The organism is Acinetobacter sp. A2, assembly GCF_012371325.1.
Taxonomy (GTDB): domain Bacteria; phylum Pseudomonadota; class Gammaproteobacteria; order Pseudomonadales; family Moraxellaceae; genus Acinetobacter.
In genome coordinates this window covers 14,496-30,760 of record NZ_JAAZQX010000013.1, presented here as the reverse complement: position 1 = coordinate 30,760, position 16,265 = coordinate 14,496, and the positions used below count along the sequence as shown (strand labels likewise).

Sequence of the window (16,265 nt, the reverse complement as noted above, 5' to 3'; positions counted from 1 at the left end):
GCTCCTCTTTTTGGTGGAACGAAAAACTAAATATTTGATCTGCTCACTTTACTGGTGGCTCAGGTATGGTCATCTTGACCAATGGGGGGTAGTCCTATGTTCAGGCTATTTGTAGCAGTAAACCGCTTGAATAATCGCATTGTAGTTCTATTGGGATTTTAAGCATTAAAACCACAGTTGCATCCATCCCTCGTAGTTGTTGCGAAACACAACGCAATTTTGCGTCATCATAATGTTAGTAAATGTTAGTTTTGCGGACTGCTTTAAAAAAAGAAAACCTGATAAAACATGAGATTCAGAACGGCGTAAATCCTAAGTAATCCTAAGGTCACAACCTCACAAAACCTGACTTTTAAAACGCCGTAGCAGTTAATAAAAAATTAACTTTTTAACAAAACAGAATTTTTTTTATACGTGCGATTGGCTGCGGTCTAGGTTTTGAATCGTGGTATAGCTATTCACCTCCCCCCACTGGTTAGCTCTATCCAATTATGGATTGACCTTAGAAAACAATAAATTATTGATAGAACAATCAACACTTGCACTCTATAAAAAGAGATGCAAGCGTGTAGCTATCAGGCTTGTGGCTATGCTGCATTTTGCAAGTTCATTATTCCCATGATGGTTTTAAACCATGTCTATTCATAAAGGCATGAAAGTTTGCAATGCAATATTGCTCTGACTTTCGCTCTAGCTCGTCATGCCTCTGCACCAATCTGTTGTAGGTTGAATGGTGCATCCCTTTAGGCTTCAACTTATGCCACGACTTCATGAATGCGGTGTCATACTGCCAGTTAAGTTTATTCCTGATTTTATACATGCCTGCTCGTGTGCTTTCTAATTTGCAGCTTTGTTGGGTCATGTAATTTAGCTTGTGGCAAGTTCTACAAAAAAACATTGAATTGCGTAGGTATAGCTTTGCAACTCGCTTAGAACACTTTGGGCAATTAAACCAATAGCGTTTGCCACCGTAGTTGCATGGTGTGGTGACAACATCCACTAAATAGCGGTGCTGCTGCTCGTTGCATGTGTAGCTTAATACTAAACCGCCGTTATCGTAGTGATATGTTATAGATGAAAATACTTCTTGAGAGTCGCCTTTTCGCCATGCCCATGAGTTACTTCCTCCACCATCAAATACCTTATATCGAGCCATGACTCGGCTGTCTAAGCTCAAACAATCCTCAACCTGACTGTGTGTTTTTTGCATAAATAACTGCACCTCAATTCACAAGTATTAAATCAGGCTCAATGCCTTATGTACCCTGTGTTTTAGTCATTTTACAGTGTTTTTCAATATGAAATTTCACTAATGATTTAGGTTGGCAATCAAGGTCTAGGTTTGAATCATGTTTAAGGTTTTGTCTAATTAGACTATGCCGATCTAATCGAATCTAAGGAATAAAAAAAGCTCCCCATTTTTAGGGAGCTATCCGTGACAAGTTATCTAGCATCACAGCAATTGCAGAATATCCGCCTTTATCTCTGTGACTTCACGATCTGCACCGCTTTGGTCTTTCCACTTCCTTGTTCTCATGCTGCCCTCAATATAAACCTTGCTGCCTTTCTTGAGGTACTTGCTCGCAATCTCGCCTAATCGGTTGCTAGTGGTGATTCTGTGCCATTCTGTAGCACTTTTGCGCTCGCCAGTGGCTTTGTCTTTCCAGTGGTCGGTAGTTGCAACGCTGAAATTAGTAACGCTGCCACCATTGGGAAATTGTTTTGTTTCAGGGTCACGACCTAGCACACCCATCACGATTGATTTATTCACGTTCGCCATTGTTCAATTCTCAATATATTTCATTTATCTAAAAAGCTGACTAAATGACTAAATTGCTCTGTATGCCTTTATATATATGGGTTTACGTTTAGCAGTCACTAAATATCACAATGACTAAGTGACTAAATGAATACGTGGTTTAGTCATCCACTTAGTCATTTAGTCAAAGCCATTTTTGCTGACTGCTAAGTGAAAAGCCTTGCTGTATAAGGGTTTCGGCTTAACTTAGTCACTTAGTCACGATTTCAGTAATAAAGGATTAATTACAACGTACCGAGTACGCCCCAACGATTCAATTTTGATATGGTTAGAATCCTCTAACTGTTGAATAACCATTTCTAAAAGATGATTGTTTTTCTGCATCGGTCTTGGGCATGATGTCTGCATGTAAGAGTAAGTAAGTCGGTCTGTTTTTTGCTGCACACATTTACCGATAAGCCACTTAATCAGCTTTTGAGCATCACTTTCCGCCTTAACCTCAATTTCTGCATACATTGCCCATTCATTTAATGAGTGTTTGACGACCTCACAAGCTCCTTGCAAGGTTTTGCCATCAATCTGTTGCAGTCCCTCAAAATAAGCAAATACAGTGGCTAAACGGCGTGCCAATTGACTAGCACGGCTCGCAAACGCCTGTAGGTACTCAAAACGCTTGCCTGCACGTTGTAGCGACTCAATGACGTTATAAAATTCTGTATCAATCGCTATGGCTTCCTCATTCATAGGGATGACATACCGCCCATTGTGTAGCTCATGCCCTGTTTGTACCTGTGGGCAGCTATCGAGCAATGATTCGCACCGTGTCCAGTAAGCAATAAGCCTGTGGTCTTTGTTGGCGTTTTTATTGCGATATGCTGCATCTTGTAGGCGTGTGCCTGCCAAGTTTTCAGGAATGGTTAAGATGAATCTAGGTAAAAAACCTTGCCCCCTTAGCACTGGGTCTTTTAAGGCATTGTCTAAAACTTCACGCTGCCCTTGTAGATTAAACGTCACTCGAACGTCATGCGCCCGACCACTGCCATTGAGGTTTGACTTTGAGCGTGTACGTTCCACATACCCATCATCAAACAGTTTTGTATAACCGCCTAATGCTTGGTTACGTGTATCGGCTTTCATAGTATGCCCACCGAAAAATTGCCCTGCTTCATCACTTGAAATAGAAGCATTTTGCAAGATTCCATCAATAAACAATCCTGCAATAGATTCAAGGGTTATGTCGCTGTATAGGGTGCTAGGGTCATTCGGTGGTGGATTCTCTGCACAGTACGCCTCACGGTCTTTTTTGGGTAATCCTGCTTGACCACTTTTCCATTGCTCTAAATCGGCTCGGTATATTTCATACTGCTTGCGCTCATAGTCCAAAATCGCACGATCTGCTAGATTTTTGCTTGTACTCTTACGGCTGCCACTTTGCCCCTCTGTGAGTAAAAATAGACTGCATGGCTCGCCGTGTGCTTTGAATCTATCGGGTGCATTTACTTTGGCTTGAGCAATATGTGACATTGCACCAATAACACATTGTGCAGTCATGGCTATTGGTGATTGCACATGCTCGGAAATAGCTAAAACTGCCTCCCTTGCTAACAATGGCAGTGCATCAATAGGATAAGGGTTGCTTGGTACTGATTCCGCTTGTTGAAGTGGTAGCAACTCGCCCCAGTGTTGAGAATCTGCATCTTGATTGAATGCACCTGATTCAATAATTTGCTTCCGTTTCTCAAGAAAAAACATTTCTATTTGTTGAGAGGTAAACGCTCTAAAAGAGTCATCCACTTGAACAAATAAATCAGTATTTTCTTTTGGTGGAATCTTGCCTGCAATCAATCTAAAAACAGTTTTAGGCATACCACTGTTTAAAATCTTGTACGCTTCATCTAAACTTTGATGCAGCAAAACCGCTTTGCCTGCCTTAGCAAGTTGAATAAATAAATCCATATCATTTGTACCGACTACATACGATAAATGAGGTTTATTTAAACCGCTTGCAAACAATCCTTTTTTACCAATAATGAATGACACTTGTTGGCTGTCTATTTCTTTAAATGGTGTTGTGGTGGTGTCGTATTTTCTTGCTGTACCTCTGACTGCATAGCCTATAACCTCGCTCAATTGTTTTGGATTCACTAAGGGGTAGGCTTCGCAATTTTCGCAGTTATAATTAGGCAATTTAGAGTAGATATAGCTCTCAGGCTTTACTTTAAAATTGCCCTCATCAATACAGTTTGTCGCAAAATCTTCTAGCTGAAAAAACTCTACCCGATGCCCTGTTACTGGGTCGATATTAACTGCTAGAGGTATTGGCTTGTTTAAAATATCGGGGTGTTTTGCATTCATTCCGCACCCCCTTTGGTGTTCTGCCACTCTTTTTCATATTGTTCTGACATTTCCACATGGAAGCTATGACGTTCCTCTGCTAGGTAGCTATACATTTCCAGTGCGGTTTTTAGTTCATCGAAATGGCATGAATGTATGCCTTGCTGCTGTAAGTCCACACTTAACTTGATGAAGTCACGGCGTACTCGGTTTAGTGCGCTTTGCATCCAGTTCATGTCATACGCAGCCAACGACTGAATGTCGTGCATGTCGCCTGCATCGTATTTTTTAGGTGCATTTGTAGAATTGATTTGTTTAGGCATGAGAATTGCCTCCTGTTAGTTTTGAGTTGAGATTCGGCTTAACTTGAGAAATTAAGGCGAGGGGCATCACTCTCGATCTAACAGAATCGCCCGACATATTCGGCATTGCTGCCTTATTTTGTCGTGTCTGCCCCTCATAGAGGGATTGCAGCCTTGTTTGCGTAGCTGAAACGCTTGCGCTTGTTTTCTGCACAGCTTGAGAGGCTTTGCAAAACTTAGGCACAATAAAACCACAATGACGCTGTGGGGTAACGCTGTTAGATTTTGAGAGGTCTACAGCATAAGCGGAACGGCTTAGACTTGCAATAACAAAGCAAAACAAAACAAAACACATGCCTAGAAGTAGTCCCTTAAACATTTCAAAAAATAGCTCTTTCATGCTTATAACTCCTCTTGAATAATCTCTAGGACTTCAATCATCTGTGCTTTGATTTCTGCCATTGAGAAAATACGCCCCTCCTCAATATCAATAATCAAACCGACTGCAATGTCGTAGATATTCGCTAACCGCATTTCGTCATCGGTCATGGGTTGGCTGTCTGCATCATTTTCGGATTTAAAATCTATAATTTCGCTCATGCTGACACCTCTGCCAACTTGTCAAACAAGGTCTTTAAGCTGCCGTAGTGAAATGCCACAACGTCCACCGCATCGGGGTTTTTCATTAATTGTGCATGAGCCGCCAAAATCTCTAGCTCTGCACCATCCACCGCATCAAGTTCAACAAAAACCATTGCATCATCATTCACGATTAAATGCGCTTCAGTTTCTGTGTCATTCATTGGTCGGTATGAAGCCAATACAAAATCTTTCATGCTGCCACCTCCCGAAGTTCATAACGTGCATGTCTGCCAATGCCTGACTTATTGCGCTCGTTATGGGTCACAATGTCATAGCCTGCATTGCGTAAACGCCTAATAATTGCGCTCAGGCGGTAGCAGTTGAAAAGGTCGATAGCTTCAGCTTGTGAAATGGTCTTGCCTTGCTTGAGGTGTGCTAGGACTTGTTTTAATTGAGTGTTATTCATTGATTAAGCCTCCATCGTTGCAAGGTCGGCTTGTTCTTCAATCCACGCCTCGACCTCTGACATGCGCCATACAGTGACGTTGCTTGAGAGTTTTAAAGGCTTCGGAAATTTCCCCTCACGCACCCAAGTCCATATTGTTTTTTCGGTCACTGGTAACAGTCCGATGCGCTCAGGCTTGGCATTAACTTTGCGTTTCATGCCTGCGTTTTCGCCTGTCTTGATGGTGTAGATTTTTTCGGGGGTAGATGGTGCGCTCGCTAATTGTTTAATGCGAGCGTATTTTTCATGTGCTGACATATTGCACCCTTGCAAGTTACTTAGCGTTATTGCTTGGGTGAAGTATGTGTAGGATTTTTATGCAAAAAAATTGCTCTACATTTAGAAAATAGGGCTGTATATTTTTTTGGTTAGATTGATTTTTTATAAAATATAAAAATGAGCTTTAACTTATAATTCAATATCTTAAAACGGTAGCTCATCATCGGCTATATTTACTTGGTTATGACTATTACCATCTATCAGTGCTGAAAAATCAGCCGATAAAACACTTCTGTTTGATTGTTTTTTAATCAATTCTAAATCTGTGTTGCTGCCTGATTCGTCTGTTTGAATAACATCGGCTACAATCTCCTTTTTAGGAGGGCGACCGCTCTTATCACTCGGACTGGTTAGGCTTGCCATGTTGTTAATTATTGTATTTGTTAGAGTTTCTTCATCCAAAAACCTGTCCCCTATTTCTTTTATAACGGCTTCTAGCTGCTTTACTGGCGCATTGCCAGCTAAATCCATTTCCTTTGAATGAAGCCATGCTGTAACCATAAGGGCTAATGTTGGAGAGTAGTTTTTGTGTTTTTTATTTAAATATTCGACTTGTGGCTTCTCACTAAAAAATGCCGATGGGTGGCAAGGTATTTCTTTTAGCCAGTTCTTTAAGTCCTCTCGGTCTATTAGTGTTTCCCTATCAATCATTCCTCGACACAACCAATCCCTATTATTGTCGTTGGGGTGGTCTTTTTGTGAAGCAAAGTAAGCAATGCAAGTTGCTTCATCTACTGCAATTTGTGCTTTTAGCTTATCGCCTCGTATGGCTCTTTTTACTGCATTGTAGGCAATATAAAAATCATCTCTTGCACTATCATGGTATTTACGATGATTCGCTACGTTGTAATGCAATTCATCATTCCACCAATCTTCAGAAATATCACTAGGCGCAATCCCTGCTATCAATGCAGATGCCTCGATAATATTTAACGTATCTAATAATGCTAAACGATCAAAATTGTTTAATGGTTGTAAATCCATTCATGCCTCCCACAGCACCCCAAAATAAGCTGCTAAGTCAATCGGATTGGGTGTCCGACTTTCGGGAGCTAACCTAGACTTAGCAATCTGAATATAAGCGAAATGACAAGTTACTGCCAATCATTGAACGTCCTAGCTTGTCGCTTACACTGTCTTTTTAAATAAAATAATGTCGGGGTCATCCTCTTTGTGTAGGTGGTCGGCTAGTTCTTCAATGTCGGGGTTGTAATAGGTATTAATTAAAATACCAATGGTTTTATGACCTGTGATTTTTGCCAGTACCTCTACTGGGAGTTTTGCAGTTTTAACCATCCGTGAAATAGCTTCATGTCGGGTGTCATGGAAAGTTAAGTCATTAATTTTTAATTTACCTTTCACCACTTGATTAAAATATGCTGACAATGCACCTCTGCCCACTTCACCATCCCCAACCTTGCTTTTAACGGTACATACATCAGTTTCATCTATACCTCGCATATAACTTAGAAGCTCAATGGCTCGCTTAGATAAAGGGACTTTTCTAGCTGTACCGTTCTTTGTGATTTCAAGTTCAACATGCTTGTCGTAAACGTCTGCCCACTTTAAGCCTGTTATCTCGCCTGCTCGCATCGCCGTTTCAATTGCAAAGAGAAATGCCCAAGCGGTCTGCTGTTTTTTGGTGACTGGTTGAGAACGCCCATCATATTTGAATGCCTGCAAAATTTGGTCTATTTCATCCTGAGAGATACGTCTATTTCTACTAGGTGACTGCTTCGGCTTTGCTATGTCATCCAATGGGGAGTTGGTCATAATTCTTAGTTCTTGTCGTGCATACTTGAATACAGCACTCAATAAGCCTAAATCCCTAGCGACTGTTGCACCCTTAACCTTTTTCAGCCGTTCATCCCTAAATTGAATCATGTCTAGCTGCCCCAGTTGGTTTACTGGTTTTTTCATCAATCGGGGAAATGATTTTATATAGTTACTCAAGATAATGGTTTCCACACGTCCACCCCTTTTGTGTGGTGTGACTTTTTCCATGTAAAGCCTTATCAAGTCGGCAAAACTCATCTCTGATAAATCTTTAATCTTTTCTTGTCGTTTTTGCTCAGTCGGGTTAATGCCCTCTGATATTTGTTTTTTTATCTCATCACGTCTTAAACGTGCATCTTTAGCATTCAGCACCTTTGGATATTCGCCCAAAGTGATGGTGTTTTTCTTACCGCCAAGCGTATAAAGCACTTTCCAAGTTTTGCGACCTGTTGGGGAAACAAACAAGTACAGCATCTCGCTGTCGTGGATTTTTTGCAGCTTAGAGGTTGGTTTAATCGCATCAATTTGTAATTTTGACAGCATCGCTATTCCCTCAATAATTCATATAGTTAAGAGGCTCTAAAATTTATGGCGCTTAATTTCTAGTATTTATGGCGATTAATAATATTTAACCTCCAATTTAACCTCTCGATTTAACCTCTTGTTAGTCTATTGCATGTTATTGCACTACACAACAAAAAGGCTCAATCCCTTACAGAATCAAGCCTTAGCGTTATGTTTGGTTATGGTGAGTTTTTGCTAGTATATTGCCATGTGATTGCGGTGAATCATCTCCAGTGAACGTGCTTCACCTAAGACTTGATGCACTTTGTCGGATGCCAAACCTTTGACTAAGTCTGCAGAGCGTGAACTGAAGTTTACACGTCCAACTGCCACACGATGGCCTTGCGTATCTACACATTCCACCACATCACCACGGTCAAAATGCCCTTCTACGGCTTTTACACCCACAGGCAATAAACTGCGATGATTTTCTTTAATGGCTTTGACTGCACCATCATCAATCACCAAACGTCCTGCTGTTTGTAAATGTGCTGCCAACCATTGTTGATGTGCGGCAATACGGTCATTATCGGTAATAAATAAAGTACCCAACAATTCGCCCGCCATTAAACGCGCAAGTACGTTGTCACTTTCACCACTGGCAATCAACGTCGGACAGCCCGATTTAGCCGCTAAACGTGCCGCACGAACTTTGGTCAGCATACCGCCACGGCCAAACTTACCACCACCACCTGCCATATCAAACAGACTTTCATCTAAAGCACGTACAGTGTGGAACAGTTTTGCATTTGGGTTAGAACGTGGGTCAGAGTCAAACATGCCTTGCTGATCAGTCAAAATGATCAGTAAGTCTGCATGCACTTGCCCTGCTACCATTGCAGCTAAGGTGTCGTTATCGCCAAAACGAATTTCATCGGTAGAGACTGTGTCATTTTCATTAATGACAGGAATCACACGCCATTCAATCAGGTTCTGCAAAGCATCACATGAGTTTAAATAACGACGACGATCTGCCAGATCATCATGCGTTAAAAGTACTTGTGCCGTTTGAATTTGGTGTTTTTCCAACACACTTGACCAAGTCTGAATTAGTCCCATTTGACCAATGGCAGCGCATGCCTGAAGACTGGGTAGATCAGTGGGTCGATGTTCTAGTTTCATTCGCACCATACCTTCAGCCACAGCTCCCGATGACACCAAAATAATTTCGTGTCCTGCATTGTGTAGATCTGCAATTTGTCCCGCCCAATGCGAGATCGCATCTAAATCTAAACCTTGCCCATTGGCTGTGAGTAAAGATGATCCGATTTTAACAACGATTCGTTTACAACCCTTGAGCTGACGTTGCCCATCTACCACTTCTATCATCCTGTCCTCAGTCACTTTTTGTAGCGCTTAGCGTACGTAGTACACTTCTACATCGCCATCTTCACCATCATCGTCTTCGTCGTCATCGCCCAACATACCTGCAAGACGTTGCTGACGGCGCATCTCACGATACGCTTCTTTCGCGGCAATGGTTTGTTCACGTGTTTCAGCTTCTAACTGATCACGGAATGCTTTCATTTCTGCAGCATAGTCAGGATCTTCAACTTCACGTTCGCGTTGTTGCTCAATTTGATCCATCAGGTAATAAACCACTTGCTGAGTACCTTCAGACATTAAGCCTGAAGTTTTAAATACAGGGCCGTCCCACTGCAATTCTTCCAGAATGTGTTTACACCACTCTTCGCGTGAATCTTCAGGAATTTGATCCAGTTTATTTAACACCAACACCATTGGCAGTTTAGCCAAAGTTGGAGAGAATTTTTTCAATTCTTCCATAATTGCTTTGGCATTATACGCTGGGTCAGAGCCATCAATAGGCTGAACATCAACAATGTGTAGCAAAATACGGGTACGTGCCAAGTGTTTCAAGAAACGAATACCAAGACCTGCACCTTCAGCCGCACCTTCAATTAGCCCCGGAATATCGGCCATCACAAAAGAACGATGACGGTCTGCATCCACCACACCCAGATTTGGCACCATGGTGGTAAATGGATAGTCGGCTACTTTTGGTTTTGCCGCAGAAACAGCACGAATGAACGTTGACTTACCCGCATTTGGCATACCCAATAAGCCAACATCCGCAAGTACTTTCAACTCCAGACGAATTTCACGGAACTCGCCTTTGGTACCATGCGTAAATTTACGCGGGGTACGGTTGGTCGATGATTTAAAGTGCGTATTCCCTAAACCACCATCTCCACCTTGTGCAACCAATACTTTCTGACCACTTTCGACTAAGTCTGCAATGATGTCGCCAGAGTCGGTATCTACAATGGTCGTTCCCACTGGTACTGTCAATACAACAGATTCACCGCCACGACCAGCACAGTTTGCGCCAGAACCATTTTTACCACGTTCAGCGCGAAATTTACGGGTATAACGATAATCTACAAGGGTGCTTGCGTTGTCGTCGGCTTGCACATAAATACTGCCGCCACGTCCACCATCACCACCATCTGGTCCACCAAATGGTACGAATTTTTCTCGGCGAAAACTGGCTACGCCATTGCCACCGTCGCCAGCCTCTACGGTAATGACTGCTTCATCAACAAAGCGCATCTTGCCAATCCTCTAAAACTTTAAAAGCCGTATATTCTGCCATATTTTAGAAAATTTCTCGAATTATATTTATGCAATCGTATCAACTCAGGCTTTTTATATCAGGAACGTCAAAATCACTGATTTATTTTAACAATCATGTGATCGTTTTTTCTTATTTCTCCTTCTTAGGTTAAATTCTTATAGTGCATCCGCCCTTTTTGTTTTACTTGCATTTATGTCTGACTCTGCAACCACAACAACTGCTTTATCTCCTCAATTTATTTTACTGATGGCAACAGCATGTGGTTTATGTGCAGGCTCTGCTTATTTTAACCAACCGCTGATTTATTCAATTGAAAAAAGTTTAGGCATCAGCACCAGCCAAGCAGGTTTTGCAGTAGTACTTGCACAAATCGGCTATGGTTTAGGATTAATGTTACTTGTGCCTTTGGGCGATTTACTCAATAAAAGAAAATTGATTGTGAGTTTGATGGTCTTTGCAGCACTCTCACAAATTTTACTGTCCTTTAGCAGCAATTTAACCATGCTGTATTTCTTTACGGTATGTGCCACATTTGGTGCGATTTCCGCACAGGTTTTAATTCCTTTTGCATCAAGCATTAGTCCACCCGAATCGAGTGCTGCCATTGTAGGTAAACTGATGAGTGGTTTGGTGATGGGTATTATTTTATCGCGCACCTTTGCTGGTTTTGTTTCGACCTTTTGGTCTTGGGAAGGTGTTTATTTAAGTAGCGGCATAATCACCCTACTGTTTGCAGGGCTGATGTGGAAAAAGCTACCTTCTACAACTGCCAATAAAAATTTGACCGTGGTAGCTATTTATCGTTCTCTAATACAATTGGCCACCACCCAGCCACATTTAATTCGCAGAGCCTGCGCAGGTGCTTTAGGCTTTGCCATTTTATCTTTAGTTTTCACTTCCATGACTTTTGTCTTGGCCAATCCACCTTATCATTTTAGTGATTTTCAAATCGGGCTTTTTGGCTTATTGGGTGTAATAGGCATTTTTTCTTCGAGCTGGTCAGGTAAAACGGTAGGCAAAGGACATGAAAATTTTGTCGCTATGCTCTGTATCAGTTTGATGTTGTTTTCTTGCATTCCACTCTTTTTTGCGCAGCAGAATATTGTGGCTTATGCAGTGGGCGTATTGATGAGTTATTTTGGCCTCACTGCATTTCACGTACTGAATCAGAACTTGGTGTATCGAATTGATGCCACCGCACGCTCACGTATTAATGCCGTATATATGACCATTTATTTTTCTGGTGCAGCACTTGGTTCTCTGACGGCGGTCTACGCATGGCAGCACTGGGGTTGGATGGGCTGTGTAGCGAGTATTTTAATATTTGCCGTAGGTATTTTATTGATTGATCGTTATGATTTTAGACAGCAAGAAAGATAATTATTCTGACAGAGTCTGATTGATATTTTTTTCTAAATAATCAATCAACTGATTAACTTTTTCTGCAATTTGTGAACCTTCAAATGTAAGTTGATACTCCACTTTAGGTGGTACGGTTGGATAGACAGTGCGTAAAATCAAACCATCTTGTTCTAAAATTTTCAGGGTTTGTGCCAACATTTTTTCACTCACCCCTTCAATGCGCTGTCTTAACTCACTAAAGCGATGTAAACCCTCACTCAAACAATGCAGCACCAACATCGACCATTTATTGGCAAGGTGTTCTAACAAAATACGAGATGGACAATCTTTGGCAAGGACTTGTCCGAGTACATGACTGCTGGCATATTGCATAACTTAATCCTTGTGTAGATTGACCTTAAAAGTTGAATTAAAAATCAAGCTTACTTTTAAACATAGACTTTATTTTTGTAAGTTTAGAATAACTTATTTTGCTAAAACTTCAAATATCTATCATACGCTTTAAGCATAGAAAAAATGTATAAAAAAAGAGCCTTAAAAAGGCTCTTTTTCAAATTCTGATGTTACAAATTATGCATTTGTTTCAGCAGGAATTTTTGGATAACTTACGCCGCCCATTTGCTCAGCGATACGTAATACTTGACAGCTATAACCCACTTCGTTGTCATACCAAACGTAAGCAGTTAAACGGTTGCCAGAAGTAATGGTTGCTTGCGCGTCAAATACACCCGCAGTACGTGAACCAATGAAGTCGCTTGAAACCACTTCAGTCGAGTTGGTATAACCAATCTGACCTTGAAGGTTAGAGTGAATTGAAATTTGACGAATATATTCGTTCACTTCTTCACGATCTACTTCTTTCTCAAGCGTTAAGTTCAAGATAGCAAGTGATACGTTTGGCGTTGGAACACGTACAGAGTTACCTGTTAATTTACCTTGCAATGCAGGCAATGCTTTCGCAACTGCTTTTGCTGCACCAGTTTCAGTAATAACCATGTTCAAAGTTGCCGCACGACCACGACGATCTGCCTTGTGGTAGTTATCAATCAAGTTTTGGTCATTGGTAAATGAGTGCACAGTTTCAACGTGACCATTCACAACAGTGTATTTGTCATGCAACACTTTTAAAGTTGGTGTGATTGCATTCGTTGTACAGCTTGCTGCAGAAATAATGGTATCTTCATCAAGAATGTCAGCTTGGTTTACGCCGTAAACCACGTTCTTCATGTCGCCTTTACCTGGTGCAGTTAAAATTACGCGTGCAGCACCTGGGCATTGAAGGTGTTGAGCAAGACCTTCTGCATCACGCCATTTACCTGTGTTGTCAATGACTAAAGCATTGTTGATGCCGTAAGCTGTGTAATCTACTTCAGATGGGTTAGATGCATAGATCACTTTGATGAAGTTACCATTTGCGATAATGGCTTCATTTTCTTCATCTACAGAAATAGTGCCTGCAAACGGACCGTGAATAGAGTCACGACGTAGCAAAGATGCACGTTTTTCTAAATCACCGTCAGATGATTTACGTACCACAATAGCTTTAAGGTTTAAGCCACGACCAAGACCTGATTGACCAATGATTAAACGTGCAAGAATACGACCGATACGACCAAAACCGTAAAGAACAACATCTTTGCTTTCTACTGTTGTTGGGTTACCTGCTAAAGATTTCACAGCGTCTGCAACAAATGCATCTACATCGCCGCCTTTTTCTTTATATTCAACAGCAAGTTTACCCAAGTCAACTTCTGCTGAACCAATGTTCTCTACTTTGGTTAAAGCTTCAAGAATTGGGAATGTGTGAACAACTGAAAGTTCTACATCCATCATACGAGTACGACGGTGTGCTTTCAAAATTTGGATCACAGAACGGTTAACTAAAGAACGACCAAATACTGAAACCATGATATTTTTTTCACGGTACAACTGACCGAGTAAAGCAATCATACGTTCCGCGATTTCTTCACGGTTTTTCCAGCGACCTTGGTGCTCTGCGTGTAGGGCGATGATAGTCTCTTTGCTCACAGATACGTCCTCTAATTAATTGTATATCTAGGCATGAATTTCAAAACCCGATAATTGTAATGGAATTGTCGTCAAGATTGAATCAAAAGCTGGCATTGACCCGACTATTTTCTTATATATTCACTATAAATTCATAAAATAGTTGTAATTATTTTTGTGATTTTACTTTTTTCATTCAATGTTCAATTTTTCAGGCCAAAAACTTGGCAGGTATATTTAAGCTTCATCTGCTTTTTCTATACCTTAAATTCAAAAAAGATCATTTTTTCAAACTAAGATGTATCGGCAAACCTTTAAACCATCTTCTTTGTATTTCTACAGAAGTATGCCAATAGATTTTTAAGATATTTATCGCTCTGATTGCTGCTCTATCTTCTGCTGTAAATCTTGCTGATTCTGTTTTTGCTTTCTTAAATGCAAACAACCTTCCATTACCAGCAACGCCACCGCCAACCAAATTGGAATATAGGTCAGCCATTCCCCTGCTTCTATTCGCTCACCCAATAACATTGAGGCAAAAGCCAACAGCACAGGTTCTAAATAACTCAATAAGCCAAAAATCACAAAAGGCAAATAACGACTGGCCAAAATATAACTACCCAGCCCTAATGCACTTAAAAAACCCAGTCCCAATACCGCCCAAATTAAATGGGTAAAATTTGCAATGACTTGCAAACTGTCACTATAGACAAAGGCCAAATACAGCGAAATAGGAATCACGAGCAGCAAATCCCACCAAAAACCACCCAAGTGATCGGTTTGAAAGACACGACGTAAAAAGAAATATAAAGGATAGGCAAAAGCGACATATAAGGTTTCCCACGCCACACTGCCAATCCGCCAAATTTCGTGACTGACACCCAACACCGCCAAGGCAACTGCTGCCATTTGCCAAGTTGATAATTTTTCTTTATAGAGCACGCAACCGACCAAGACCATCACCAAGGGTAATAAGAAATACCCGAGAGATACTTGTAGACCTCGCCCGTTAATAGGTCCCCATAGAAATAGCCATAATTGCGTGGTGCATAAAAAAGAACTGGCAAGCAACCACAACAGTAAAAGTGGTTGTTGTTTAATGCGTGAAAAAATAGCGAAAATATGCTTAAAATCTCCCGACCACCACATAAATACGGTCAGGAATGGCAAGGTTGCCAACATACGCCACGCAAACGTTTCTTCGCTGTCTAAAGGCTTTAAGAGTTGGGTATAAAAGTACAACAGTCCAAAAGTGACCGATGCCAAAACCGATAATGCTACGCCTTTATACATCTACCCACTCCTGCCCAAGTGTGCATTATACCGATATTGTAATGACAGCATATTGACTGCTTAAAATTTTGCAAAGAAGTGCATCATTTTTCTACATTTTTAATAGAATTATTTTACTGCATGTTCAAATCTAAGATTTTTTTCACACATAAAAAACCACGCAGTCTGTGCGTGGTCCATCCATCTTTAAATTATTAAGCTCGCTATTTAACTGAGCAGGTTATCATGCTTTTAGCTATGGCTTAGCTCTTCTATTTCACTTTATTCTTCAGCTGACTTTTTCTTTGGTGTATGTTGGGTATAAATCACATCCCCCAAATCATAGCCCAATGATTTAGCATAATTCAGATATTCCGTAACCACAGCCTGATCGGGCTGCGCGGTGCGCGACAGTACCCATAAATATTTACGGCGTGGCTCACCTACCAATACCGTTTGGTAATCTTCATCAAGTTTTAATACCCAATAATCACCGCGTCCTACAGGTAACCAGCGTACAACTTCAGGTAAAAAGCTGACTTTAAGTTTGCTGTTAAAAGGCGCATTTTGCACAAAAGCTTCACCCAATGCGCGCATTTGTTTGCCATCTTTTCCAGTACAACGGTTATCGACCTGCACATTGCCATTTTCATTTAAGGTATAGGCTGCGGTTACATTGGAAGCACATTTATTCTGAAAATAGAGAGGTTTTCTCGCCACTTCATACCAAACGCCCAAATACTTATCTAACTCAACTTTTTCAACCGTTTTCATCGGCTCATTGGTTTTGGAATAGGCCAAAGTGGCTGCACCTAAACCTATTAGTACCGCTCCACCTAGGGCAATTTTGGCGAGTCGTGCACCTGCAAACGGGAGTTTTTTAGCAGTCATACAATACCTCTAAGCTCTAATTTTAAAGTCAATTTC

At 41.1% G+C, this 16,265-nt stretch carries 18 protein-coding genes; 1 reads left to right on the top strand and 17 read right to left on the bottom strand.

Translation table 11 applies throughout. From position 1 onward, the window contains the following. Positions 1–610: 610 nt before the first annotated feature. The 13 genes from HHA43_RS06645 to cgtA all read right to left on the bottom strand — a co-directional run bounded on the left by HHA43_RS06645 (position 611) and on the right by cgtA (position 10,672). A complete protein-coding gene (locus tag HHA43_RS06645) occupies positions 611–1,210 on the bottom strand; it encodes a hypothetical protein (protein ID WP_168542144.1) in 600 nt (199 codons plus the stop codon). A gap of 243 nt (positions 1,211–1,453) precedes the next feature. After that, on the bottom strand, positions 1,454–1,780 hold the full coding sequence (gene ssb / locus HHA43_RS06640) for a single-stranded DNA-binding protein (protein ID WP_168542142.1): 327 nt from the start codon (positions 1,778–1,780) through the stop codon (positions 1,454–1,456). Positions 1,781–2,017: 237 nt separating this feature from the next. After that, positions 2,018–4,114, bottom strand: coding sequence for a DUF3987 domain-containing protein (locus tag HHA43_RS06635; protein ID WP_228284162.1), 2,097 nt, complete (start codon positions 4,112–4,114; stop codon positions 2,018–2,020). After that, positions 4,111–4,416, bottom strand: a complete 306-nt coding sequence (locus HHA43_RS06630; RefSeq protein ID WP_168542140.1) for a hypothetical protein — start codon at positions 4,414–4,416, stop codon at positions 4,111–4,113. The genes HHA43_RS06635 and HHA43_RS06630 overlap by 4 nt, the downstream gene beginning before the upstream one ends. Continuing rightward, a complete protein-coding gene (locus HHA43_RS06625; protein ID WP_228284161.1) occupies positions 4,409–4,795 on the bottom strand; it encodes a hypothetical protein in 387 nt (128 codons plus the stop codon). The genes HHA43_RS06630 and HHA43_RS06625 overlap by 8 nt, the downstream gene beginning before the upstream one ends. Positions 4,796–4,797: 2 nt before the next feature. After that, positions 4,798–4,995, bottom strand: coding sequence for a hypothetical protein (locus HHA43_RS06620; protein WP_168542138.1), 198 nt, complete (start codon positions 4,993–4,995; stop codon positions 4,798–4,800). Beyond that, the gene (locus tag HHA43_RS06615) at positions 4,992–5,231 is read right to left on the bottom strand and encodes a hypothetical protein (RefSeq protein ID WP_168542136.1); all 240 of its coding nucleotides are present in this window, start codon (positions 5,229–5,231) and stop codon (positions 4,992–4,994) included. Before HHA43_RS06615 ends, HHA43_RS06620 begins: the two co-directional genes overlap by 4 nt. After that, complete coding sequence (locus HHA43_RS06610) at positions 5,228–5,443, bottom strand: helix-turn-helix domain-containing protein (RefSeq protein WP_168542134.1); 216 nt, start codon at positions 5,441–5,443, stop codon at positions 5,228–5,230. Before HHA43_RS06610 ends, HHA43_RS06615 begins: the two co-directional genes overlap by 4 nt. A 3-nt stretch (positions 5,444–5,446) precedes the next feature. Continuing rightward, on the bottom strand, positions 5,447–5,740 hold the full coding sequence (locus tag HHA43_RS06605) for a helix-turn-helix transcriptional regulator (protein ID WP_168542132.1): 294 nt from the start codon (positions 5,738–5,740) through the stop codon (positions 5,447–5,449). 165 nt (positions 5,741–5,905) lie between these two features. Further along, a complete protein-coding gene (locus HHA43_RS06600) occupies positions 5,906–6,745 on the bottom strand; it encodes a hypothetical protein (RefSeq protein WP_168542130.1) in 840 nt (279 codons plus the stop codon). A 144-nt stretch (positions 6,746–6,889) separates the two neighbouring features. Then, positions 6,890–8,080 carry a tyrosine-type recombinase/integrase gene (locus HHA43_RS06595; RefSeq protein ID WP_168542128.1) on the bottom strand — a complete coding sequence of 397 codons (1,191 nt, stop codon included), beginning with the start codon at positions 8,078–8,080 and terminating at the stop codon, positions 6,890–6,892. A gap of 216 nt (positions 8,081–8,296) precedes the next feature. After that, on the bottom strand, positions 8,297–9,430 hold the full coding sequence (gene proB / locus HHA43_RS06590) for a glutamate 5-kinase (protein ID WP_168418174.1): 1,134 nt from the start codon (positions 9,428–9,430) through the stop codon (positions 8,297–8,299). Between the two features lie 27 nt (positions 9,431–9,457). Continuing rightward, a complete protein-coding gene (cgtA, locus tag HHA43_RS06585) occupies positions 9,458–10,672 on the bottom strand; it encodes an Obg family GTPase CgtA (protein WP_168418173.1) in 1,215 nt (404 codons plus the stop codon). A gap of 217 nt (positions 10,673–10,889) precedes the next feature. Here cgtA and HHA43_RS06580 point away from each other — a divergent pair, with 217 nt between their 5' ends. Then, a complete protein-coding gene (locus HHA43_RS06580) occupies positions 10,890–12,077 on the top strand; it encodes an MFS transporter (protein WP_168542126.1) in 1,188 nt (395 codons plus the stop codon). Here HHA43_RS06580 and HHA43_RS06575 read toward each other — a convergent pair whose 3' ends face one another. The 4 genes from HHA43_RS06575 to HHA43_RS06560 form a co-directional block, all read right to left on the bottom strand. Next, on the bottom strand, positions 12,078–12,431 hold the full coding sequence (locus HHA43_RS06575; protein ID WP_168418171.1) for a winged helix-turn-helix transcriptional regulator: 354 nt from the start codon (positions 12,429–12,431) through the stop codon (positions 12,078–12,080). A 198-nt stretch (positions 12,432–12,629) separates the two neighbouring features. Then, positions 12,630–14,087 carry a glyceraldehyde-3-phosphate dehydrogenase gene (locus tag HHA43_RS06570; protein WP_168418170.1) on the bottom strand — a complete coding sequence of 486 codons (1,458 nt, stop codon included), beginning with the start codon at positions 14,085–14,087 and terminating at the stop codon, positions 12,630–12,632. A 348-nt stretch (positions 14,088–14,435) separates the two neighbouring features. Continuing rightward, positions 14,436–15,359, bottom strand: a complete 924-nt coding sequence (gene rarD, locus HHA43_RS06565; RefSeq protein ID WP_019837675.1) for an EamA family transporter RarD — start codon at positions 15,357–15,359, stop codon at positions 14,436–14,438. Between the two features lie 261 nt (positions 15,360–15,620). Next, positions 15,621–16,229, bottom strand: a complete 609-nt coding sequence (locus tag HHA43_RS06560) for a lipocalin family protein (RefSeq protein ID WP_168525707.1) — start codon at positions 16,227–16,229, stop codon at positions 15,621–15,623. Positions 16,230–16,265: the final 36 nt, after the last annotated feature.